This is a genomic window from Brevibacillus panacihumi W25 (genome assembly GCF_000503775.1).
GTDB classification, from domain to species: Bacteria; Bacillota; Bacilli; order Brevibacillales; family Brevibacillaceae; genus Brevibacillus; species Brevibacillus panacihumi_A.
The window spans coordinates 242,849-265,579 of the sequence record NZ_KI629782.1 but is presented as its reverse complement, the minus strand read 5'-3'; the positions used below and the strand labels follow the sequence as shown (position 1 = coordinate 265,579).

The 22,731-nt window shown below is 51.3% G+C and carries 19 protein-coding genes; 12 read left to right on the top strand and 7 right to left on the bottom strand.

Annotated elements, in window-relative coordinates:
• Window positions 1–136: 136 nt before the first annotated feature.
• From fdhF to T458_RS30670, 5 genes are all read left to right on the top strand, one after another.
• Window positions 137–3,097 (top strand): formate dehydrogenase subunit alpha, encoded by a 2,961-nt coding sequence (fdhF, locus tag T458_RS30690; protein ID WP_023554308.1) that lies wholly within the window; start codon window positions 137–139, stop codon window positions 3,095–3,097.
• 3 nt (window positions 3,098–3,100) lie between these two features.
• The gene (locus T458_RS30685) at window positions 3,101–3,580 is read left to right on the top strand and encodes a helical membrane plugin domain-containing protein (protein WP_023554307.1); all 480 of its coding nucleotides are present in this window, start codon (window positions 3,101–3,103) and stop codon (window positions 3,578–3,580) included.
• A 109-nt stretch (window positions 3,581–3,689) separates the two neighbouring features.
• Window positions 3,690–4,433, top strand: coding sequence for a sulfotransferase family 2 domain-containing protein (locus tag T458_RS30680; RefSeq protein ID WP_023554306.1), 744 nt, complete (start codon window positions 3,690–3,692; stop codon window positions 4,431–4,433).
• Between the two features lie 45 nt (window positions 4,434–4,478).
• Window positions 4,479–5,015, top strand: a complete 537-nt coding sequence (gene cysC / locus T458_RS30675; RefSeq protein WP_252989770.1) for an adenylyl-sulfate kinase — start codon at window positions 4,479–4,481, stop codon at window positions 5,013–5,015.
• A gap of 96 nt (window positions 5,016–5,111) precedes the next feature.
• On the top strand, window positions 5,112–6,473 hold the full coding sequence (locus T458_RS30670) for a sigma-54-dependent Fis family transcriptional regulator (protein ID WP_023554304.1): 1,362 nt from the start codon (window positions 5,112–5,114) through the stop codon (window positions 6,471–6,473).
• 13 nt (window positions 6,474–6,486) lie between these two features.
• On the opposite strand, the gene T458_RS30665 is transcribed toward T458_RS30670, so the two are convergent.
• Window positions 6,487–6,975: a GyrI-like domain-containing protein gene (locus tag T458_RS30665; protein WP_023554303.1), complete on the bottom strand. Its 489-nt coding sequence runs from the start codon at window positions 6,973–6,975 to the stop codon at window positions 6,487–6,489.
• 316 nt (window positions 6,976–7,291) lie between these two features.
• Between T458_RS30665 and T458_RS30660 the strand changes: the two genes are divergently transcribed.
• From T458_RS30660 to T458_RS30650, 3 genes are all read left to right on the top strand, one after another.
• The gene (locus T458_RS30660) at window positions 7,292–8,653 is read left to right on the top strand and encodes an ethanolamine ammonia-lyase subunit EutB (RefSeq protein WP_023554302.1); all 1,362 of its coding nucleotides are present in this window, start codon (window positions 7,292–7,294) and stop codon (window positions 8,651–8,653) included.
• Window positions 8,654–8,671: 18 nt separating this feature from the next.
• On the top strand, window positions 8,672–9,499 hold the full coding sequence (gene eutC / locus T458_RS30655; RefSeq protein ID WP_023554301.1) for an ethanolamine ammonia-lyase subunit EutC: 828 nt from the start codon (window positions 8,672–8,674) through the stop codon (window positions 9,497–9,499).
• A gap of 84 nt (window positions 9,500–9,583) precedes the next feature.
• A complete protein-coding gene (locus T458_RS30650) occupies window positions 9,584–9,796 on the top strand; it encodes a hypothetical protein (RefSeq protein ID WP_023554300.1) in 213 nt (70 codons plus the stop codon).
• A 90-nt stretch (window positions 9,797–9,886) separates the two neighbouring features.
• Here T458_RS30650 and T458_RS30645 read toward each other — a convergent pair whose 3' ends face one another.
• Complete coding sequence (locus tag T458_RS30645) at window positions 9,887–10,765, bottom strand: AraC family transcriptional regulator (protein WP_023554299.1); 879 nt, start codon at window positions 10,763–10,765, stop codon at window positions 9,887–9,889.
• Window positions 10,766–10,884: 119 nt separating this feature from the next.
• Here T458_RS30645 and T458_RS30640 point away from each other — a divergent pair, with 119 nt between their 5' ends.
• Complete coding sequence (locus T458_RS30640; RefSeq protein ID WP_023554298.1) at window positions 10,885–12,387, top strand: L-fucose/L-arabinose isomerase family protein; 1,503 nt, start codon at window positions 10,885–10,887, stop codon at window positions 12,385–12,387.
• 132 nt (window positions 12,388–12,519) lie between these two features.
• The gene (locus T458_RS30635) at window positions 12,520–13,281 is read left to right on the top strand and encodes a DeoR/GlpR family DNA-binding transcription regulator (RefSeq protein WP_031305313.1); all 762 of its coding nucleotides are present in this window, start codon (window positions 12,520–12,522) and stop codon (window positions 13,279–13,281) included.
• A gap of 47 nt (window positions 13,282–13,328) precedes the next feature.
• Here the strand turns inward: T458_RS30635 and T458_RS30630 are convergent, their stop codons facing one another.
• The 4 genes from T458_RS30630 to T458_RS30620 form a co-directional block, all read right to left on the bottom strand.
• Entirely contained in the window at window positions 13,329–14,558 is a 1,230-nt protein-coding gene (locus tag T458_RS30630; RefSeq protein ID WP_023554296.1) for an MFS transporter, read from the bottom strand.
• Between the two features lie 174 nt (window positions 14,559–14,732).
• Window positions 14,733–14,867: a hypothetical protein gene (locus T458_RS57745; protein ID WP_023554295.1), complete on the bottom strand. Its 135-nt coding sequence runs from the start codon at window positions 14,865–14,867 to the stop codon at window positions 14,733–14,735.
• Window positions 14,868–14,875: 8 nt separating this feature from the next.
• The gene (locus tag T458_RS30625; protein WP_023554294.1) at window positions 14,876–17,731 is read right to left on the bottom strand and encodes a DEAD/DEAH box helicase; all 2,856 of its coding nucleotides are present in this window, start codon (window positions 17,729–17,731) and stop codon (window positions 14,876–14,878) included.
• Window positions 17,728–19,335, bottom strand: a complete 1,608-nt coding sequence (locus T458_RS30620) for an SWIM zinc finger family protein (RefSeq protein ID WP_023554293.1) — start codon at window positions 19,333–19,335, stop codon at window positions 17,728–17,730. Before T458_RS30620 ends, T458_RS30625 begins: the two co-directional genes overlap by 4 nt.
• Window positions 19,336–19,510: 175 nt before the next feature.
• Between T458_RS30620 and T458_RS30615 the strand changes: the two genes are divergently transcribed.
• Both T458_RS30615 and T458_RS30610 read left to right on the top strand, forming a co-directional pair.
• On the top strand, window positions 19,511–20,320 hold the full coding sequence (locus tag T458_RS30615) for an alpha/beta fold hydrolase (RefSeq protein WP_023554292.1): 810 nt from the start codon (window positions 19,511–19,513) through the stop codon (window positions 20,318–20,320).
• Window positions 20,321–20,420: 100 nt separating this feature from the next.
• Entirely contained in the window at window positions 20,421–21,308 is an 888-nt protein-coding gene (locus tag T458_RS30610) for a YitT family protein (protein ID WP_023554291.1), read from the top strand.
• Between the two features lie 59 nt (window positions 21,309–21,367).
• Here the strand turns inward: T458_RS30610 and T458_RS30605 are convergent, their stop codons facing one another.
• Window positions 21,368–22,597 (bottom strand): aminopeptidase, encoded by a 1,230-nt coding sequence (locus tag T458_RS30605; protein WP_031305312.1) that lies wholly within the window; start codon window positions 22,595–22,597, stop codon window positions 21,368–21,370.
• Between the last annotated feature and the right edge of the window lie 134 nt (window positions 22,598–22,731).

Sequence of the window (22,731 nt, the reverse complement as noted above, 5' to 3'; positions counted from 1 at the left end):
TTCAAATGGCGGGATTGATAACTGGTACGTAAATGCTAAGTGTTAACCCACCATGAAACGGCTTGAGCGACAAGATTTCTTGTTGCATCAGTTGTTTTGTGGTGGGTTTTTATTGTTTTGTTTGTAAGGAGGAGCCATGACGACGAAAAACATGATTAGCGTTCAATTGAACGGAGAAGCGCATCAGATCGAAGAAGGCACACGTCTGCTCGATTATTTGCTGCAAAAAGAAATCGAACATCCGCATATTTGTTATTCCCCGGTCCTTGGACCGATTCAGACCTGTGACACCTGTATGTGCGAGATCAACGGCGAGATTATGCGCGCTTGCTCGACGGTCGTTCAGGCGGGCATGGAGATCAAAACGGCCTCCGAAAAAGCCCGCGCCGCACAGACGGAAGCGATGGATCGCGTGCTGGAAAACCACATGCTCTATTGCACCGTTTGCGACAACAATAACGGGAATTGCCGTGTACACAACACGACGGAAATGCTTCACATCGAGCACCAATCTCGTCCTTTCCAGGAAAAGGGCTATGAGGTCGACATGTCACATCCGTTCTACCGCTATGACCCGGATCAATGCATTCTGTGCGGTCGGTGCGTAGAGGTATGCCAGGATCTGCAGGTGAACGAGACGCTTACCATCGACTGGGAGCGGGAAAAGCCTCGCGTCCTGTGGGATGACAACAAATCGATCAACGAATCATCCTGCGTCTCCTGTGGTCAATGTGTCACCGTTTGCCCGTGCAATGCCTTGATGGAAAAATCCATGCTGGGCGAGGCTGGCTTCATGACTGGAATCGGCAAAGACCTGATGACGCCGATGATTGATCTTGTCAAAGAAGTAGAGCCCGGCTACAGCGGAATCATGGCAGTCTCCGAAATCGAGTCGGCGATGCGCGAGACGCGAACGGAGAAGACCAAAACCGTCTGCACCTTCTGCGGAGTGGGCTGTACGTTTGAAGTATGGACCAAGGGGCGCCATATCCTGAAAATTGAGCCAAGCGAACAAGCACCTGTGAATGCGGTCTCTACCTGTGTAAAGGGCAAGTTCGGTTGGGATTTTGTGAACAGTGATCAGCGTTTGACGACACCTTTGATTCGCAAAGGCGACGAATTCGTACCTGCATCCTGGGACGAGGCGCTCGATCTCGTAGCCAAAAGACTTGGGGAAATCAAGCAGACTTACGGTGGCAATGCCCTTGGCTTTGTCAGCTCCTCCAAGACGACCAACGAAGAAGCATACGTCATGCAAAAGCTGGCTCGTCAGGTCTTCGGCACCAATAATGTGGACAACTGCTCCCGTTATTGCCAGTCTCCGGCTTCTGACGGTTTGATGTCGACAGTGGGCTATGGCGGCGACTCTGGTACGATCAAGGATATTGCAGCTGCAGGATTAGTCATCATTATCGGAGCCAACCCGACGGAAGGCCATCCGGTACTGGCGACTCGTGTAAAACGCGCCAAAAAGCTGCACGGGCAAAAACTGATTGTCTCCGACCTGCGCAGGCATGAGATGGCAGACCGCTCGGACCTGTATATCCATCCCAAACAAGGGACCGACTACGTATGGCTGACAGCTGTCGCCAAGTACATGATCGATCAGGGCTGGCATGACGAGAAATTTATCCAGGATCGCGTCAATTTCTTCACGGAATACCGTGAGATGCTGCAAAAATACACACTGGACTACGCAGAGGAAGTTACCGGAATCTCCAAAGAGCAATTGATTGAGGTCGCCAAAATGATTCATGAAGCAAGCGGCACCTGCGTGCTCTGGGGCATGGGCGTAACCCAGAATACGGGAGGATCGCATACTTCTGCGGCGATCGCCAACCTCTTGCTCGTGACGGGCAACTTCGGCCGCACTGGTACGGGGGCATACCCGCTGCGCGGACACAATAACGTACAAGGCGCTTGCGACATGGGAACTCTGCCAAACTGGCTGCCAGGCTACCAGCATGTCAGTGATGATGTCGCTCGCAAAAAGTTTGAAAAAGCCTACGGGACAGAAATTCCAAGCACTCCAGGCTGGACCAATATCCAAATGCTTCAGGCAGCCGAACGCGGCGAGCTGAAGGGAATGTATCTGGTCGGAGAGGACATGGCTTGGGTCGATTCCAACTCCAACCATGTGCAAGAGACCTTGGGCGGGCTCGACTTCTTCGTCGTGCAGGACGTCTTTTTCACAAAAACGGCGCAATTCGCGGATGTCATCTTGCCTGCTGCTCCGTCTTTGGAAAAGGATGGAACATTCACCAATACAGAGCGGCGCATTCAACGCCTGAACAAGGTATGGGAGCCGCTTGGCGACTCCAAGCCGGACTGGTGGATCGTACAGGAGATTGCCAGACGGATGGGGGCAGATTGGAACTTTACCCATCCAGGAGATATCATGGACGAGATCGCCAGCTTGAGCCCGATTTTTGCAGGGGTCTCCTACGATCGTCTGGAAGGCTGGGACAGTCTGGTATGGCCTGTAAAAGCAGATGGCACCGACGAACCGCTCCTGTACACCGAGCGTTTCACATTCCCGGATGGACGTGCCCGCTTATCGTTGGTCGAGTATGTGCCGCCCGTTGAATTCGCTCCGGAATTTGATCTGATCGTAAACAATGGTCGTTTGCTGGAGCATTTCCACGAAGGAAATATGACCAATAAGTCGAAAGGCATCCAGTACAAGGTGCCGGATGTATTCGTGGAGGTACCGCCAGAGCTCGCGAAAGAACGCGGCGTAAAAGACGGTTCCCTGGTGCGCCTAGTATCGCCGTATGGAGCAATCAAGCTGCGTGCAGTGGTCACGGACCGTGTTCAAGGTAAGGAACTCTACGTGCCAATGAACTCCGTCAGCCATGAAAATGCGATCAATATTTTGACGGGAAATGCAGTGGACGTACGTACGCAAACACCTGCTTACAAGCAGACGAAGGTATATATGGAGGTTCTGGAAAAAGACGGAATCAATCCGCTGCCGATGTACAACCCGCGTTACGCCAAGCGCAATCCGCAATTGGGAGTTCAGGTGGAACGCAAGTGGGCGCGCGAAGATTACCAGCCTATTGCCAAAGTAAATCAGGCAGGAGGTGTGAAGTAAACCATGGCGAGACCGATTGTAAAAATTGCCAAGCCTGTCCTGACGCCAGAGGAGCAAGAAGCGCAAAAGCTCGACCAGATCAAGGCGGAAGCGGCACAGAACGCCGAGGGAATCCTTGACACGATCAAGCTGCTGCAGGAGCTTCATGCCAGCGGGATCCTGGAAACGGTCCAAGCACTGGTCGAGGCGAAGGAACAGGTGGCCAAGATCGCACTTGGACAGCTGACTCGCCCGCCAGTAACGAATACGCTGAACAATGCGATGGCGGTGGCGGAAGCCGTCAGCGACATTGATCCTGCTACGACCAAGAAATTGGTCAGCAGCCTGACGCATGGCTTGCAAAAAGCGGAGGAAGGTTTGCAAAAGGATCAAAAAGTGGGCTTGTTGGATTTGTACAAAGCCATGAATGACCCTGATATCAACAGAGCGATCGGTTTCGGTCTCAACCTGTTGAAGGGAATGGGTGAAAGCTTGAAAAAATAAAGAAGAGAAGGCTCGGTGTCAACGATTGTGTTGATGCTGAGCCTTTTTTGACTTACCGGCGGGAAGTTTGCAACATACACTACAAAAACGATGAAAGGGGGGAAGCAATTTGCAAAATGAGCCATTGCTTCTTTTTCTCCACATTCCCAAAACAGCTGGTACATCGATTAATCAAATGCTGATGGATGAATACAAACGGGAAGAAATCGCCTTTCTGCACGGAGAGGGAGGATGGTCTACAGAAAAGCTGGTTGCGCTGTGCAATCATCCGAACCCTTCCCTACGAATCGTCTCAGGTCACTTCCCCTACGGAATCCATGAGTTGATCACGAGGCCTGTCCGCTATTGTACCTTTGTACGCAATCCATTCGAGCTTGTTCTCTCGGTTTTCTTTTTCCTGCTGCGAAATCCATCGATCCCCACTTATGAACGAATCTCCGGAATGAGCTTTGCACAGTTCGTCCAAGCGGATGAGCTGGACTTTTTAACCTCCAATCTACAGACACGTTATTTATCCGGCAATCCTCAAGGATTCACTCATCAGTCGGTGATGGCTTACTACACCTGGAAGCCCGGTGATTACGAGCCCGATTTGCATCGTGCCAAAGCACATCTCGCCTCCTTTTCCTTTGTCGGGATTACCGAATGGTCCAATCGCTGCTTTCCGGCTATGCGCAAGCAATTGGGGTGGTCATCTTCAGAAAAGGTCTACCTTGAGAACGTCACGCCCAACAGAATGGCAATCGAGGAGGTCGATCCTGTCACAATGCAGCTTCTATACCAGAAAAATCAGCTGGATCTACAATTGTACAGCTATGCGCAAGAACTGTTTTTGCAACGCTTTTCGGGGTAATGGTTGAGAGAGGAATTGCATATGAAAGGCAAAGGGGGAGAGAAGGTGACTGCAAGAAGCTATGTTCTCTGGTTTACCGGATTGTCTGGTGCGGGCAAATCGACCTTGGCAAATGAAATGCATGCGATGTATCAAGCACGCGGCTTGAACAGCTATGTTTTGGACGGTGATCGCTTGCGGAGTTCCCTGAATCGAGATCTGGGATACACCCCAAACGATCGAGCGGAGAACATCCGGCGTGCTGGCGAGGTGGCGAAAATTCTCACAGAAGCAGGCGTCATTGTCATGGCGGCTTTTATCTCTCCTTACAAAAGAGACCGAGAAATGATACGACAGATGTTTGCCGCGGGGACTTTTATCGAAGTCTACGTCCAATGCCCCTTGCAAATTTGTGAAGCAAGGGACCCCAAGGGATTGTACAAACTTGCCCGGGCCGGTACGATATCGGATTTTACGGGCATTAGCTCAGAATACGAAGCTCCCGAACATCCCGAGGTGGTAGTAACAGCTGATCACATGTCGATTCCGGCGAGTGTCGATCATATCGTCGCCTATTTGAAGCAACGCCGCCTCCTTTCCTAAATGCATCCGTACTCCAGCCAGACCGGGGAGGGAATCAAGTACGCATGTCGTATGGATAGGGTGAGAGAACTCTTCTGGAACGGGGGAAGATGACGAATGACCATGCCGTTGCACGATTGGATCCAACCCATTTCCACTTCTCTGCGACCGGATGACACGATGGAAGAGGCGGCCCGCATTATGCTGGAAACGGGTTTGGATGTCATTGTGGTTGGCGATGCTGCCGGCAGAATGATCGGGGAGTTTTCTTCCAGCTCGTTGTACCAGATGATCGTGGATAAAATGCCTGTTACCGTACCGATTCGCGATTTTATCAAGACGGATGCGGTGACGACACGCATGGACAAGCTGTCTGAGATGACGTTGGAGCAGATCGAACAGATGGTCTCCAACTGTCCTGGAGCGTACACAGTCGTAGTCGATGACCACCGGAGAATGATAGGAATTTTGACGAGAGGAAACCTTGCACGTCAGCATGATGACAGGAGCAGAGCACCGGAAAAAAGTGCTCTCAAGCATCCCTATCAGGCGATGTATTCCTGGGATCATATCATCACGTGCGACAAGCGGATGAAGCATTGCATCGCATTGGCGGCCAAAACAGCGAGGCACAATACCCCGATCCTCCTGCGCGGCGAAAGCGGTACGGGCAAAGAGCTGTTCGCCCACGCCGTGCATCAGGAAAGCGATCGCGCCAACGGTCCTTTTATTACGGTCAATTGCGCTTCGATTCCGGAGCATCTGCTCGAGGCCGAGTTCTTGGGTTATGAGCCAGGAGCCTTCACGGGAGCCCATCGAGCAGGGAGACTCGGCAAGCTGGAGCTGGCGCGAGGGGGAACCTTGTTTCTGGACGAAATCGGCGACATGCCGCTGGCTTTGCAGGCGAAGCTGTTGCGCGTGTTGGAGGGGAAGGATTTCTTTCGTGTGGGGGGGAGCCGACCAATCCAGACAGATGTACGAATTATCGCAGCGACCCATGCTCCGCTTGAGGACATGATGGCAGCGAAGGCCTTTCGCGCGGATCTCTATTACCGTTTGCATATCATGACCCTGACCATTCCGCCATTGCGAGAGAGAAGAAGCGATATCCTCCTTCTCGCCCACGCTTTTATCAAACAGTTGAATCCCGTTCTGAATACGAGGGTGACAGGGATTGAGGAAGCGGTGCAGGAAGCGCTGTACCAATACGAGTGGCCGGGAAATATCCGTCAATTGCGCAATGTGATGGAGAGGGGCATGATACTGGCTGAGGAAGGAGAGCTCTCGTTCGCTGACCTGCCGGAGGAGATCGCGCAGTCAGCGGCAGCGGGGACCGGCCGGGATCTGGTCCATGAAGTCGAAAAAAGGGAGCTCGAGCGGACACTACGCGAAACGAACGGGAACAAGACAAAAGCGGCCAGACTCCTGGGAATCAGCCGCTCTGCGTTTTACGAGAAATTGAAAAAGTACCGCATCTAGAAAAGGAGTCCTGTTAGAGAACAGAGATGTAAATATCGACCTGACTGTTCTGAGGGTCGCTGCAACGGGAATCATAGAGCTCGAAATCGGCTACAAACGCGCGCTTGTTCGTTTTTGACCATTCCCAAATGTACTGCCAGGTCTCCGGGACGATCTCGGTAATGATTCCTTTTCGCGTCGTAAACACGACATATTCGGAGGCAGGCACAGCATATGTATCCAGACCTGCTGGCGCTTCCTCTATTGGGCCAACTTCTGCACCGATGGCAAACGTATAAGCCCCCGTTTCATCGGATTCGTAGTTGGTGTAGAGGGCGAGAGCCGGTGCATGTTCCTTCACAGGTATGCTCGCCAGCACCTGATCCCGATAAAAATGTCCCCACATTGCAGGGATGACACCTTCTCCTTTCATTTCCGCTTCATTCGTCGTACGTGCGGATTTCCCCATAAAAACGAAGAAATCCAAATGCTTTCTTGTGATTTCCGGCTGAAACGCTGACACAAAAACTCCTCCCACCGTCTTACAATATAGATCGAACAAACGTTCCTGTTATTATCATACTGGAACATTACGGAAATTTCAAGGAAGGAAGAGCAAATATACGAAAGAATTGTAGAAATGAACAAACTTTCCCGATATAATACAAATTGAAGGAAAATTCAGACTGTATTTCCGACAATGGCGTCGGAATGTCACGTTTTCCGGTTTGGTTGCTTTAAAAAGTAAACATGCTCAAGCAAAGGTGCTTTTCGAGGTTGCGGTTATTCGCCGTATCCACGTGAGGCACCTTTTTTAGATGAGGAAAGAAGGTGTTTTCATGAAATTGTCTTGCACGATCCGAAAGCAGCAATACCAATTCTCCTCCGTACGAGAAGTACTGGGCAAAGCAAGTGAAGAAAAATCAGGCGATCAGATGAGTCAATTATCCGCTAGCTCTGCCTTGGAGCGCATGGCTGCCAAGGTAGTCCTGAGTGAAATGAAGCTCGAAGACATTTATGAAAATCCGGTGATTCCGTATGAGAAAGACGAGGTTACCCGCATCATCTATGACGATCTGAATTTGACTGTCTACCGCGACATCCAGAATTGGACAGTAGGTGAGCTGCGCGAATATATTCTCTCCCATACGACGGGGAGGCCGGAGCTTTCCCGCATCAGCCGCGGTTTGACCAGTGAAATGATCTCCGCTGTGGCCAAGCTGATGTCCAGCATCGACCTCGTCCTCGCTTCCCAGAAGATGCGCCATCAAGCCTATTGCAATACCGTGATCGGAGAACCGGGACGGCTTGCGTTTCGCTGTCAGCCCAACCATCCGATCGATGATCCGGAGGGGATACTCGCTTCGATCAAGGAGGGTCTTTCCTATGGATGCGGGGATGCCGTGATCGGAATTAATCCCAACAATGATTCGGTCGAAAGCGTCACCAGGCTGCTGCGGATGACGCATGAATTCATGCAGCGCTGGGAAATCCCCACGCAAAATTGCGTGTTGGCCCATATTACGACACAGGTGCAGGCTCTGCGCAACGGAGCCCCGATCTCGCTGATGTTTCAGAGCTTGGCGGGTTCACAGCGCGCGAATGAAGCATTTGGCGTGAACAAGGAGATTCTGGACGAAGCGATGGCATTGATGCTTCGCTGCGGGACGGCATCAGGCCCCAATGTGATGTATTTTGAAACGGGGCAGGGCTCAGAGGTATCGCTGGATTCGCATGAAGGGGTCGACATGCAGACGCTGGAATCGAGAACATACGGCTACTGTCGGCACTGGAAGCCGTTCATGGTGAATAACGTATCCGGCTTCATCGGTCCCGAAACCTTGTATGACGGCAGGCAGATGATTCGTGCGGACCTGGAGGATTTGTTTATGGGAAAACTGCATGGGTTGCCGATGGGGATTGCCCCTACCTATACGAATCACATGCATGCCGATCAAAATGATCAGGAAATTGCTGGGATGCTGACTGCCTTGGGGGGTGCCAATTTTTATATGGGTGTACCAGGCGGCGACGATGTTATGCTGAGCTATCAGGATACGAGCTACCACGACGATGCCAGCCTGCGGGAGCTTTTGGGCTTTCGGCCGCTGCGAGAGTTTGAAAAGTGGCTGGAGAAGATGGGCATTATGGAAAACGGTCGGTTGACGGAACGGGCCGGGGACTTGTCCATATTTGATTAGGAAGGGGAAGGAATCGGGATGAAGCAGATCGATCTGGATCATCTGGTCCAAAGAGTGGTGGAGGAATTATCCAAAAAGAGTCAGGAAGCCATTCCTTTTCCTGAAGAGAAAGAGTTGGGCGTGAAGAACCCGCACAACCGGGAAGTACTGGAACAAGCGATGCGGCGGACACCGGCACGAATCGGGATTGGCCGGGCGGGGACGCGGATGAAGACGACCAGCTACCTGCAGTTCCGCATCGATCAGGCAGCGGCGCATGACGCGGTGATGAAACAGATCGAGCCTGCATGGCTAGCGGAATTGGGACTGCCTGAGCTGTATACGAGAGCCAAAGACATGCAGGAGTATTTGATGAATCTCGACTCGGGCAGATTCTTGTCCGAAGAATCCGTGCGCTGGCTCGAACAGAATGGAGACAAACACAAGGACGTGCAGATCATCATCTCGGATGGGCTTAGCACATCGGCCTGTGAAGCCTGCATTCCCGACTTGCTCCCTTCCTTGCTGCAGGGGTTGGCTCTGAAAAATGTCAGTGTTGCGAAGCCGCTTTTTATTCATCGGGGACGCGTCTGGGTACAGGATCATGTCGCCTCCATCGTACGGTGCAAGGTCGTCATCTCCCTCATCGGAGAACGTCCCGGACTCGCTACGGCGGAGAGCTTGAGCGCCTACATGATTTATCAGCCCAATGAAAGTACTGTTGAATCCGACCGCACGGTTATCTCCAATATCCATCGCGGAGGCACACCGCCAATCGAAGCAGGGGCGTATCTGGCTGATTTGTTGGCCGATATTTTGCGTGTGCAGGCGAGTGGTGTTGCGTACGCGCAACTTCGGGTAAAATAAAGAGACAGATTTCTCTTGGCAGATTTTGCTGTCATGCACTAGAATACAAGGAGAAGGACCATTTTTCCCAAGGAGTTGCTACGCATGTCGGAGCCAAATCAAAACGAAAAAGAAGCATTGGAAAACAAGCCTGGCAAGATCAGCCTGCAAGAGGCCATTAAACGGAAGCTGGCGGAGAAAAAGCAAGCGCAATCCAACGGCCGTGCATCGAGTCACAATCCAAAAGCAATGAATCAAACGATGAAAAGCCAGCACACCAAAAAACCGAATAATCAACGAAGACGCACGGGTGTCTAACACCGATGAGTGCAACCGTAACAAGAAGCTGCTGAAGGAGAGCGATCTCTTCTCGGCAGTTTTTTTATTGGGTCGTCAGGCTCGAGGTCTCTACGACTGCGGGCGCTGCCATTTTTTCCGAAAGGCAAGTGGCGTCATTTCCACCCGTTTCTTAAACAGATCGATAAAGTGGCTGACATGATCCATTCCCACCTGTTCGGCAATCTGTCCGACTGTAAGATCGGTGTAGGTCAGCAACTCCTTTGCATAGGTGATACGGCTGTGAATGACGTATTCGTTCGGGGTATAGCCGGTGTATTTCTTGAACTCCCGCACGAGATGGAACTTGCTGATGGCATGTCGGCGCGCCAGTGAATCAAGCGAGATTTTCTCCTGAAAACGGCGATCCAGGTCGCGGACTACGTTCTCGATGACGGGCGGCAAATAAGCGTCGACTTGCGGCATCGGGCTGGTCGCCAGCAGAAGCTGGGTCAGAAGCTGGACCAGATACTGGGAGGCCAGCATCTCTGTACGTACATCCTTGTGCCGATGAAGCAAAATCATTTTCCTGATCAGCTCGGCTGCGTCTGCCTCCTCCCCAAATCGGATGACGGGTGAACCAAATTTGGCAAATTGCTCGTAATAGCTGCGGCTGTTGCTTCCGCTGAAATGAACCCAGAGGATTTCCCACAAGTCATGAGAATCGGTCCTGTAATATTGGTACTCCCGACAATCAATAAAAAAAGCCTGATTTGGACCCAATACATATTGCTTGCCTCGATAATCAAGATAGCCTTTGCCCGCCAAGGTATAGACAATCAGGTAGGAATGAAGCTGCTGCCGTTCAGTAAAATAGCCAGGCTTCGTCCGAAAGTGGCCGATTTCTTGCACGAAATAGAAGGTTTTCATAGCAGTTTGGCTTGGCGTAGAGATCAAGCGTATCGAATCTTCCGACCAATCATGGGCTGCCCGTTCTCGATAGCGGTCCACAGCACGCGCCTCCTGGCAAGATCCTGTTAGGAATGAACAAGATCATGGGATGTTTCCTTTATTGTAAGCGAATACAATGAACGCATAAAGGTAGTATTTTTCGCAGGGAGGGAGCATTCATGGCAGAAGGTACAAAACTAAAACCGATGAAAAAGGGGAGAATTGGACTTTACACGATTGGCCTTTCGACATACTGGGAGCAGTTTCCGGGACTGCGTGAGCGCATCATTGGCTATGGGGAGTTTTTAAAAGAAAAAATGGCTTTGCGCGGAGAAGTGTTCTATTACGGGCTGGTAGATTCTGAGGAGGAAGGCAGGCGTGCAGGGGAGTGGTTTCAGGCCCAAAATGTAGACCTGATCTTCTGTCATGCCGGCACCTACAGCACGAGCTCTGCTGTGCTGCCCGTCCACCAGATTTGCCATGCGCCCGTGGTCGTTCTCAATCTGCAGCCGGCCGCCCGGATCAACTACGAGCAGACGACGACAGGCGAGTGGCTGGCGCATTGCGGAGCCTGCCCCGTTCCCGAGATCGCCAATGCTTTTTCACGGGCTGACATTTCCTTTCGTGTCATCAATGGGCTGCTGGGACTCGATCAAACCCCCGCTATTTCACTGGCCAATGAGGTGACAAAGGATCGGCCAGAGGCCATACGCGCCTGGAAAAGCATCGAAGAGTGGATACAAGCCGCTTCCGTGCGCAGGACCTTGCGCCACAGCCGTTTTGGTTTTTTAGGCAATACCTACAGCGGCATGCTCGATATGTACAGCGATTTTACCATGATTCAGGCACAGACTGGATTGCATGTCGAAGTGTTGGAAATGTGCGATGTAGACCGGATGCTTCGGGAGGTAACCGAGACGCAGGTCCGGGAAAAGATGGCTGAAATCGAGGAAATGTTTGCAATCAGTGGGGATTCTCCAGCAGATCCGATCGCCAAAAAGCCTACTGCCGAACAGTTGGAGTGGGCGTGTCGCGTGGCAGCCGCACAGGAAAAGCTGGTGCTTCATTACGATCTCGACGCTCTGACCTATTATTATCACGGTGCGCCAGGGAACCCGTATGAAAAGCTGCAGGCAGGCTTTATCGTCGGTCACTCCCTTCTGACCGCAAAAGGGATTCCCTGTGCAGGGGAGGGGGACCTGAAGACAGCCGTAGCGATGAAAATATGCGATATCCTGGGAATCGGCGGTAGCTATTCCGAGATCGTCGTCGTCGATTATGAGGATGAGACCATTCTCCTGGGGCATGACGGGCCATTTCATATCGCCATTGCAGAAGGTAAACCAATCCTGCGCGGTATGGGGCTCTATCATGGCAAGCAAGGGACGGGCGTTTCCGTGGAGGCAAAAGTAAAGTCCGGGCCTGTAACCACTGTAAACCTGACACAGACAGGGGACGGCAGACTGAAATTGATCCTTGGCGAAGGAGTCTCTACCGACGGTCCCACGATGAAGATCGGAAATACCCAAACTCCGATCAAGTTTCGCGAGCATCCGGACGACTATATGGATAAATGGTTCCGGGAAGCCCCGACCCACCACTGTGCCTTGGCAGTGGGTCATCATGCCCGGCAGTTGCAAAAAGTAGCGGAAGTCATGGAGATCAGGCAAGTGACTTTGTAAACGATCATTGCGAGCAAAGACAATCCAAAGAAAATCATCAAAAATTCTCCTGCTGTTGCGAGTAAAACTGGTATAATCAAACATATACAAAAAAGTTGACGCAGATCACAATAGCAGGAAAAGAGGATGACGATGCTTGTAGCCGAAAGACACGAAATGATAGTCCGACTGGTAAATGAGAGAGGGAGTATTCGCGTCTCCGAATTAAGTGAAATTTGCAACGTGACCGAAGAGACCATTCGTCGTGATTTAGATCGTCTGGAGGAAGCAGGGCGCTTAATCAGAAGCCATGGCGGGGCGGTCAGCGTCTCGGACCCCCAGCCGGAAATTCCTTACCTGGAACGTGAAGTGACGCGTATGGAAGAGAAGAAACGCATCGCGAAACAGGCAGTCGCGTATATCGAGCCGCATGACAGGATCATTCTCGATGCCAGCACGACGGCTTGGTACATGGCTGCGATCGTCCCGGATATACCGCTGACCGTATTGACCAATTCCATTAAGGTAGCTATGGAGCTGAGCACCAAGGAAAAGGTGGAGGTGATTTCGACAGGAGGCACCCTGGCACCGCGTTCTCTGTCTTTTCTTGGGCCCAGCGCAGAACGCAGCCTGGATCAGTATCATGTAGACAAAGTTTTTCTCTCCTGCAAGGGGATCCACCTGGAGCGTGGCATCAGTGAATCCAATGAAATGCAGGCACTCGTCAAAAAGAAGATGATCAACATCTCGGACAAAGTCTTTCTTTTGGCTGATACCAGCAAAATTGGCGTACAGGCATTTACCTATTTTGCTGCGCTCTCCCAGATCGATGAAATCATCACGGATGACGAGGTGGATGCCTTGACCATCCGGCAGCTTGAAGAAAAGGCAATCAAAGTCACGGTCGCTCCCTAGGGCTGGGTAGACGACGCAAAAAGACGGCGGGTTTGGAAACCCGCCGCCTATTTTGCCAATACCTGTGCATCCGCAGCAGGCTGCTGCGAAGGACTCGACTTGCGCCCTGGTTTTTTGTAGTAGATCACGAGGGCTGTGACTAGCAGAGCCAATCCGTTAAGGATAAAAACCACCCGGATTGGAATGAGTCCGCCCATTACTCCGCCTATAACGGGGCCCAGCATCGTTGCGAGCTGGTTCGAGGATTGGTTGAGGCTGAATGCTCTACCGCGAAACTCAGGTTCCGTTACTTTGACAATCATTGCGTTGATAGATGGATAGACCGCCGCAAAGAACAGGCCGTACACGAAGCGAAGGATGCCGAATCCATACAAGTTGGTGAAGAAGTATTGCAGCAAATTCCCAACCGCTCCGCCGATCAAACCGATAAACAATATCTTCGTAAAACCGATGTTGCTTCCCAAACGCCCCCATCGCGGAGAGGCGATTACGGTGGCGATTCCGACAGAGGCGAAGATAATTCCTGCGCTTAAAGAGGCCTCGTGCTCGCTCACACCCAATTGCAGGACGTAGACCGTAAGCAGCGGTTCCAGCAGCATCACCGAGCAAGTCACCATCATGCTGACGCCCAGCAGGGCCATAAGCGGCCGATTCGCCCATGCTGCTCGCAGATCTTCACTTACACGTGAGCGCACACCGGATTTGTTCAATTTCGTTTCTTTGACAAAAAAGGTTGCAATCAAGGCAGCCACCAGCACGACACACCCGGAAAAAAGAAACGCTTCGCGGTTTCCCCACAGATGGCTGACAACCCCGCCAACCAAGGGCCCGATGATGTTTCCGGTAGCTCCCGCTGTGGCCATGACGCCGAGTGCGTACCCGACATCTTTTTCTGGCGTGTTGGTACCGACCAAGGCGATGGAGGCGGGGACAAACCCGGCGAGCAGTCCTTGGAAGATGCGCAAGACGATGAACACATAAGGGTCCGTAATGAAGTATGTCAAGAAATAGAGGAGTGCAAGACTGTATCCAGAGCGGATCAGCATCGGCTTGCGCCCGTACTTGTCTGCAAGAGAGCCCCAGTAGGGAGAAATCAAGGCACTTGCCAAAAACGTAATTCCGAACGAGATACCCGCCCAAATCTCCAGATTTTCGTTAATTCCCATCGAAGTATGGAGGAAGATCGGCAAGAACGGGATTGAGATGGTGTAGGCCGTACTACAAAAAAAGACTCCGAGCCAGAGTACGATTAAATTTCGTTTCCAGGAAAAATTCATCTTTCCGTCACAACCTTTGCAGTGAAAAAGCAGGAAAATGGAAAATCATCTGTTATCATTATAACACCGTTTTTGCAGGGGACTAATAAAGAAAACTGATCATACTATTGCATAAATGAAATTAGTGCAGCACAAATACAAAAGGTCCGACCAGCAACCTGATCGGACCTTTTTTTAGTTTTGGGAAGAGGGAAGGGAGGCTGCTTCTTTTTGAATGGCGGCGAGAAATCGCTGCCAGGCCTCCGGCAAATCGCGTTTTGACTCCGAGTTCTTTGGATCTGTTGGGGAAGTGGCAGTTGGTTCCTTCATGACATCACCTATCCTCTCGTATCCATCCAATGGTGGCGGAGTGCAAAAAGCTCGCGGAGCTCAGCGTTGGACAACTCGGTAATCCAGCTTTCACTTCCGCCTACGATCTGCTGGCTCAAGGACTGTTTTCGCTCGATCATTTCGTCGATCCGCTCTTCAATCGTCCCCAGCGATATAAATTTGTAAACCTGCACATTTCGTTTTTGACCGATGCGGTGAGCTCGGTCTGTGGCCTGATTTTCGACCGCCGGATTCCACCAGCGGTCAAAGTGGATGACATGATTCGCCTCTGTCAGATTCAACCCTGTCCCGCCTGCGCGCAAAGAGAGGATAAACACCGTTGCCCGGTTTTCCACATCCTCGGAAGGGTCCTGGAAGCGGCTGATCATTTCGTCTCGCATTTCCTTCTTGGTTGAGCCATTGAGGAAGAATACAGGTCCATAGCCTTCCCGGATCAGGACACGCCTCAGCATGTTTCCCATTTCGATATACTGGGTAAACACCAAGCACCGTTCCCCTTTGTGGCGAATATCCTCGATCAACTCCAGCAGCCGCTCCAGCTTATGCGAGCGCCCGATCTCATCCCGTGCTTGGATTTCTCCGAGAATGAGAGCGGGATGATCGCAAAGCTGCTTCAAGCGTGTCAGCGTGGTCAAGATGAGACCGCGGCGCTCCATCGTCGAAGCCCGTTCCATGCGAGCGAACATGTCTTGGATGGCCGTTTCATAGAGAGCGCCTTGCTCAGCCGTGAGCGGGACAAATTCCTTTCGTTCGCTTTTTTCCGGCAGATCCAGTTGAATGGAAGGATCGGTCTTGACCCGACGCAAGAGGAACGGCTGGATCAGACGCTGCACTTGGGAGATCAAGGTTTTGTCCTGATCCCGTTCGATCGGCAGGACGAAACGCTGTGTGAATTCACCCAGCCCTCCGAGATAACCCGGGTTTAAAAAGTCGAAGATCGACCATAGTTCACTCAGACGATTTTCGATCGGAGTGCCGGTCAGCGCGATCCGATGGTTGGCACGCAGGTCACGGACAGCAGAAGCCTGCTTGGTATACGCATTTTTTATATTTTGTGCTTCATCCAGGCAGATGGTATTCCAGTGTACACGAGACAGCTCTTGTTCATCCAAATGCGAAAGAGCATAAGACGTGATGACCAGGTCCGCCCCTTCGATTTCGGATAAGAATGCCTCCTGTCTTTTGCGATGGTTGCCGTAGTGAATGACCACCTTCAGAGACGGAGCGAACCGTTCCAATTCCTTTTGCCAGTTTCCGATGACCGACGTGGGACAGATCAGCAGGGAAGGGGTGCTTTGCTCCTCGTTATCCTTGACATACAGCAGGTAGGTAATGAACTGCACCGTTTTCCCGAGTCCCATATCGTCCGCCAGACATGCGCCGAGTCGATATTGCCGCAAGAACCACAGCCACGAGCTCCCTGCCAGCTGGTAGTTGCGCAGAGTGCCATGGAAAGCTTGCGGCTGCGGGAGCAACGGAATTTTTTGTGTCTGCTGCAATTGGGTGAACAATTGCTGCAAAGGTCGGTTCAGTTCCACCTCCATAGCGAACTGCTGGGGTACGTCGTCTTCAGTGGGGCGTTCAATTTCTTCTTCCGGCAACGCTCGCAGATGGATGTTCATGACATCGCGAAGGGTCAGGGCGTTTTTTCCGCGGTTTATCTTCAAGGCATCCTGCATCTGCAAGAAAAGATCCGGTGTCAGCTGCACCCAATGGCCTCTGATCTTCAGCAGACGTTGTTTTTGCTTGAGCAATTGGGCAAATTCTGCTTCGCTGATCTCCACATCGCCCAATGCCAGCTTCCATTCGAAATCCATAAGCTGCGAGATGCCGAGAAACGACGGGCCTGACGTACCCGCATGTGACTTGATTTTTGCTTTTAGCCGCGGTTTTGTGCGACGCACCTGTTCCCACCAGACGGGTAAAAAGACGTGTATCCCTGCCTGCACCAATTGCAAGCTGCTTGTCGTCAGGAAAAGCCATGCATGTTCATTGTCGAGCCGTGTCCGCAGCTGCCCGCTAGCTTCATCCGCCATCAGCCATGGCATCACTTCCAAGCATGTTGTGAGGTCCCTGTAGATACGGTCCGCATACGCTTGCCAGGCAGCAGGTATTTCTTCGTATCCGCCTTGTCTCGCCAAAAGAAGGGATGGCTCGATCGGGTAGAGGCGATCGGGGTGTTCGCGATCCTGCAAATGAAATTGCAGGGTCCAGTCGTCTTCCGTCTCCGTGGCTTCCAGGAGTTGCAGACAAGTCCGAAACGGTGTCAAATCGGGCAGCCAGCCGATGGATTGAAGCCATTCCTGTTCTTGCAAATGCGGGGACAAGTCCTCTCCTGTAACGGTGAGGGCGGGATATTGAATTTGCAAGTTCTCCCAAGCACGTTCAACTTCGCCTCGCGATGCGATCATCTCGTCAACGACAGCAGAAAGCCATCGTCTCGTGGTATCCGGCAGTTCAGGTGGCTCGTCCGCGAACTTCCACCCAGGATAGCCAGCCCTCCATGCGGCAAAATCGGGGAGAAAAGACCCGGACTCGAGACTTTGCTGGATCATCATCGCTGTATGTTGATAGGCGGCAAATGTCTCACTGGGCTCATAGTGGACGTGGCGCAGCCAGGGAGGATCGATGAAAAAAGAGAGTGCCTCGCGGGGACTGAGCAGCAACCCCTCTTCATTCCTTGCCAAAAAAGTGCCGTAAAACGATTTTTCATCCCAAGCAAAAAGAAAGCTGGCAAGCTCCTCGGGGGCGACAGCGAGATGATGGGAATCCGTCGCGGAAATCAGGAAAGTGCCATCTGTCAGTTGCGCAGCGTTCAGTTTGAGTGTAGTCGCGGTACTCATACGTTCAGATTTCCTCTCCTTAACTCCTCTTGGAAGGCCCGAAGCCGATTATGTTTTGCAGATAAGAGCTCCAGATAGCTGTTCCAGCGCATCTCCTGATTGAGCTTGCTGTACAGGGATCGTACTTTTTTTAACAGCTTGATGGCCTCCTTGTATGCGGGGCGATTTCTCTCGTCAATCAGCCGATTTACTTCAGATAGAAATAACGGGAGGAGCAAGGTCGGGTTCATCTCCTCGATGGCTTTCATGTTCCATGCCTGAAGCTCTGGAAAAGGCGTCCGGTAAGAAAGCTGCAAGTCCAGCCACTCCCGATATTGCTGATGATCAAAGAGAAAGGCGGCGTATTCCGAGAAACTGCCTGGCAAGAACGCTCTTAGCTTAGTGCCGCATTCCTGTTCGCGTCCCATCTGTTTCATGGCCTCTCGCCAAATTGCCGTGACCAATCGGTATTGCCCATTCTCGGCAGTTCCAATCAGGCGTTCAAGCCGATGTGTCCACTCCAATAAGCGCACCCAGTCTTGTTCGCGCGCGAATGACTTCAGGAAGGGCAAATAGAACGCCAAAGGCAACTGTTTACTCGTCAGCCAAATCGCGAGTGCATCCTGATCCTTTCCATCCATCACGAGAAAAAGGGCTTTCAGCATCCGGTACTTTTCCATTTCTGTTGGTGTCGTCGTCGGATCTGCGATTCTCTGGTCAATTTCGTTTGTTTCTTGCTGGACCCAGGCTGGTGCTTGCAGCAGGTTCCACCAAAGCAATTGATAGGCAAGCATCTCGAAAACGGATAGTGCATCCTTATCTTTCCATTCGCTCAACAGCTGTTTTGTCTCAATCAATGCCTTTTGATCACCCTCATCGAGATGGGAAGGATCCCAATAATATAGAAGACCTTCCAGGGTGGACAGCAACCGCTCTGCAGATTGTGACAGCTCTACAGACCAGTGGGAATGGCGCTTGGCTAGCACGAATTCCTGCAAAAGGTTGAGGTGAAAGAGGGTTGCGTGCACGGCAAAGAGTGATGCGCGTCTCGGCGGCCAAGAGACGGCGATTCCCAAGAGATTCTCATAACTGGAGAAAAGCTCGGAGGAGGCGCGGAAGCTCTCCATGGCAGAAGGAAGATTTCGCGTCCAGTTCTCAAAAAAACGCCACCATTCCGCTACGGAAGTGGAAGAGTCCAACAGACCGTCCCTCCACGAATCGGTATGGCTCCCGGTCAAGTATTGAATACCGTTTTTAAAGGGAGGGACCAGCAGGGCAGGGGAGTATTTCAGCGTCCTTGGCTGTTGCGAGCGTGCCAATAAGTGACGCGGATTCTCAAACACGCTGTACATTTGAAAAAATGTAGCGGCGATATGCTTGCACAGGCGGGAGTAAGGACAGGTGCAGGTGCTCTCCTGCACAATCTGCAGATTCAACGAGACATGATAGACTTGCGTGCCTTGCACATCGCTTTTCAGCAGGATTTCGTCCTCCACTCGGGTGTTGAAAACGACACCGTTGGAAAAATACGTGTAGCCCCTCTCCAGTATTTGACCTTCCAATACTTCAAGGATCTGTTCTCCTGTCTGAATGGCTTGATCTCGTGTCAATTCTCTTTGCAGCATATCGTCAGGTCCTCCGTACGAAGTGTCATCCCCCCATTATAACCCAAAATGCGTGCTGGTTGCCTAGTTCGGGTCTATTTTTGCAGGCGGATATCCACTTGGCGATTGCCTACATAAGCTACGGTAGGCTGCACGAACACGAGAGCAGGGTGACTTAGTAAAGGAGGAGTATGGTGTGGGCTACTACATTCCAGTAGAGCGCAATGTAAATCTGTATGTGGAGGACATTGATCCGGGAAATGGAAAGCCAATCTTGTTTATCCACGGATGGCCGCTCAATCAAGAGATGTACGAATACCAGTTCGATCAGTTGCCCAAATTGGGGTATCGTTGCATTGGGGTAGACTTGCGAGGATATGGGAAATCAGATCGTCCCTGGACAGGTTATTCTTATGACCGGTTGGCGGATGATATACTGGCGATCGTGGATACTTTAGGCTTGGATGACTTTACACTCGCTGGTTTTTCCATGGGTGGAGCGATTGCGATCCGGTATATGGGACGCCATGTCGATCACCGCGTCTCCAAGCTGGCGTTAGTCAGCGCCGCTGCTCCAGTTTTTACCAGAAGACCGGATTATCCATTCGGGATGACCAAAGAAGAGGTAAATAAGCTGATTGAAGGTGCCTACCAGGATCGTCCGCAAATGCTGAGCGATTTCGGCAATCTCTTTTTTGCGCGCTATGTGACCGAAAGTTTTAAAAACTGGTTCGACGGCCTGGGCTTGGTTGCTTCCGGCCACGCCACGATACAAGGGCTGATCGCCCTTCGCGATGAGGATTTGCGCAATGACTTGCCCAAAATTCATGTTCCGACTGCCATTTTCCACGGCGTCCAGGATCGGATCTGTCCCTTTGCGTTTGCTCAGGCGATGCATGCAGGCATCCGGGATTCGGAATTAATTCCCTTTGAAAAGAGCGGACATGGGCTGTTTTATTGTGAGCGAGAGAAGTTCAATCGGGAGTTGGCGCATTTCATTGGATAAAGGACAGAGTAAGTCAGCTTGCGCCACAAGCTGGCTATTTTTTTAGGACTTGGGGAATGATGGAAGTACAGTGGTGATCAAAGAACAGGGATGGTAGCAGATGGAACAACAATTTCAACCTGTCTCGGCCGCTCATAAGCGGCTGTCGAAGAGAAAATTACTGCTTCGAGCATTGGCGATCGTAGTAGGAGCAAGCCTTGTCGCGGTTGGGTTGGAGATTTTCCTCGTACCCAATAACATCATCGATGGTGGTGTGACAGGACTGTCGATCATGTTCTCTCATTTGGCGGGTATCCCTCTAGGAGTCTTCCTATTTCTCTTGAATCTGCCTTTTTTGATTATCGGCTATAAACAGATTGGAAAAAGTTTTGCGATCGCTACTTTGTTCGGTGTGGCTGTCATGTCAATTGGAACGACATTGCTGCACGAAGTCTCCGGCTTGACAGAAGATCTGCTGCTCTCCGCCGTATTTGGTGGAATTATCGTCGGAATCGGAGTCGGATTAGTCATTCGGGCTGGCGGCTCGCTTGATGGCACAGAGATTGTCGCGATTCTGTTGAACAAAAGAAGTCCCTTCTCCGTAGGGGAGATGGTGATGTTTTTCAATATCTTTATTCTCGGCAGTGCAGGCTTTATTTTTGGCTGGGACCGGGCCATGTACTCTTTGATCGCCTATTATATCGCGTTCAAAATGATCGATTTGACGATGGTAGGACTGGAGCAATCGCGAGCGGTGTGGATCATCAGTGACGAAGCGGAGAAAATCGGGGATGCCATTTCAGCCACATTAGGCAGAAGTGTGACGTATCTCGTCGGTGAAGGCGGATTTTCCGGTGATGCGAAGAAAGTGATTTTTTCCGTTATTACACGGCTGGAAGAGACGAAGCTCAAGGAAATTGTAGAGGATATCGATGATTCAGCTTTCCTCGCGATGGGTACCATCCACGATGTCAACGGAGGACAGTTCAAAAAGAAAAATATCCATTAGGGGGAGCCACAAGCTCCCCCTCCTTCTATTTCATGCCGCTCGATACAGAGCAACTCTCGTTAAAAAGCCCAATTGCCATTGCGGAAGATAGGCTCGCGTTCTCCTTGCCTGGTCTCGCCATCGATGTTCATTTTATCCGATCCGATCATGAAATCGACGTGGACCATGCTGGTATTTAATCCGTGTTGCTGCAGTTCATCGTCGCTCATCCCGCTTCCGTCTTGAAGGTTGGTCGGATAAGCTTTGCCAATCGCCAGATGATTCGAGGCGTTTTCATCGAATAAGGTGTTGAAGAAAATAATGTTTGATTGGGAAATGGGCGAGAGATGGGGGACCAAGGCCACTTCACCCAAGTAACAAGATCCCTCATCCGTTTCTATCAGCCGTTTAAGAGAGTCTTCTCCCTTCTTGGCAGTGACCTGTACAATTCGCCCTTTTTCAAAGGTAAGCTGGAAATCCTCAATCAGGGTGCCTTGGTAACTCAAAGGCTTGGTGCTTTGCACAACGCCATTTACTCCATCGCGTTTCGGAGCCGTAAAGACTTCTTCTGTCGGCATATTGGCCATGAAGGATACCCCGTCCTGATTCACGCTGCCTCCGCCGATCCAGATGTGATTCGCGGGCAATTCAATGGTCAATCGGGTTCCGGGTGCTTCGTAGTGCAGGGCTTTGTACTGTTTTTCGTTCAGGTGTTCCACTTTGCGGTTCAATTCTTGATGATGCTCTTTCCAGGCTTGGACGGGGTCAGGTTCATGGATGCGTGTCGCTGCAAAAATGGCTTCCCACAGTGCTTGTTCACGCTCATCTTCAGGAAGCTCGGGAAAAACCAGGTTAGCCCATGCAGGAGAGGGAATAGCGATGACACTCCAGCTTACCTTATCGGCCATGGTATAGCTGCGAAAACGCTGCAGCGCTTGACCAGACGCTTTGCTTGCCTTGACGATACGTTCCTGATCGATTCCCTGCAAAAGATCCGGGTTGGAAGAGGAAAGGTACAAAAATGCGGCTCCTTGCTCAGCCAACTCTTCCCAGCCCTTTGCTTTCCATAGCGGAAATTCTTCAAAAGCTTCTTCCGGTGCCAACTCGTATTTCATGCGGGTCAATTCGTCGTCGTTCCAATCGATATAGACATGCTTGGCTCCTGCCTCGTATGCTTTGCGAACCACTTTGCGAATGAAAGGGGCTGATTGGACAGGCCCTGCGACGACGAGTGTTTGCATGTTTTGTACGTTTACTCCGACTCGAACTGCCAGCTCGGCATAGCGATCCAGCAAGTTTTCAAATGTCATCTTATCGACTCCCATCTTCATTCATCCTAGAGACACCCATATTATACCAAAAACTGCTTGGGTTTACGCTTTGAACCAAGAGAATTCATTCTTTTTCACAAATATTCAGAAATGCGAGGAACAGGAAATAGCTA

What these genes read in the sequence shown, in the direction of transcription:
- fdhF (WP_023554308.1), top strand. Translation starts at nt 137, where the DNA reads ATGACGACGAAAAACATGATTAGCGTTCAATTGAACGGAGAAGCGCAT.
- T458_RS57745 (WP_023554295.1), bottom strand. Translation starts at nt 14,867, where the DNA reads ATGAAGGAACCAACTGCCACTTCCCCAACAGATCCAAAGAACTCGGAG.
- eutC (WP_023554301.1), top strand. Translation starts at nt 8,672, where the DNA reads ATGAAGCAGATCGATCTGGATCATCTGGTCCAAAGAGTGGTGGAGGAA.
- T458_RS30635 (WP_031305313.1), top strand. Translation starts at nt 12,520, where the DNA reads ATGCTTGTAGCCGAAAGACACGAAATGATAGTCCGACTGGTAAATGAG.
- T458_RS30670 (WP_023554304.1), top strand. Translation starts at nt 5,112, where the DNA reads ATGACCATGCCGTTGCACGATTGGATCCAACCCATTTCCACTTCTCTG.
- T458_RS30685 (WP_023554307.1), top strand. Translation starts at nt 3,101, where the DNA reads ATGGCGAGACCGATTGTAAAAATTGCCAAGCCTGTCCTGACGCCAGAG.
- T458_RS30640 (WP_023554298.1), top strand. Translation starts at nt 10,885, where the DNA reads ATGGCAGAAGGTACAAAACTAAAACCGATGAAAAAGGGGAGAATTGGA.
- T458_RS30605 (WP_031305312.1), bottom strand. Translation starts at nt 22,597, where the DNA reads ATGACATTTGAAAACTTGCTGGATCGCTATGCCGAGCTGGCAGTTCGA.
- T458_RS30610 (WP_023554291.1), top strand. Translation starts at nt 20,421, where the DNA reads ATGGAACAACAATTTCAACCTGTCTCGGCCGCTCATAAGCGGCTGTCG.
- T458_RS30625 (WP_023554294.1), bottom strand. Translation starts at nt 17,731, where the DNA reads ATGAGTACCGCGACTACACTCAAACTGAACGCTGCGCAACTGACAGAT.
- T458_RS30650 (WP_023554300.1), top strand. Translation starts at nt 9,584, where the DNA reads ATGTCGGAGCCAAATCAAAACGAAAAAGAAGCATTGGAAAACAAGCCT.
- T458_RS30620 (WP_023554293.1), bottom strand. Translation starts at nt 19,335, where the DNA reads ATGCTGCAAAGAGAATTGACACGAGATCAAGCCATTCAGACAGGAGAA.
- T458_RS30660 (WP_023554302.1), top strand. Translation starts at nt 7,292, where the DNA reads ATGAAATTGTCTTGCACGATCCGAAAGCAGCAATACCAATTCTCCTCC.
- T458_RS30630 (WP_023554296.1), bottom strand. Translation starts at nt 14,558, where the DNA reads ATGAATTTTTCCTGGAAACGAAATTTAATCGTACTCTGGCTCGGAGTC.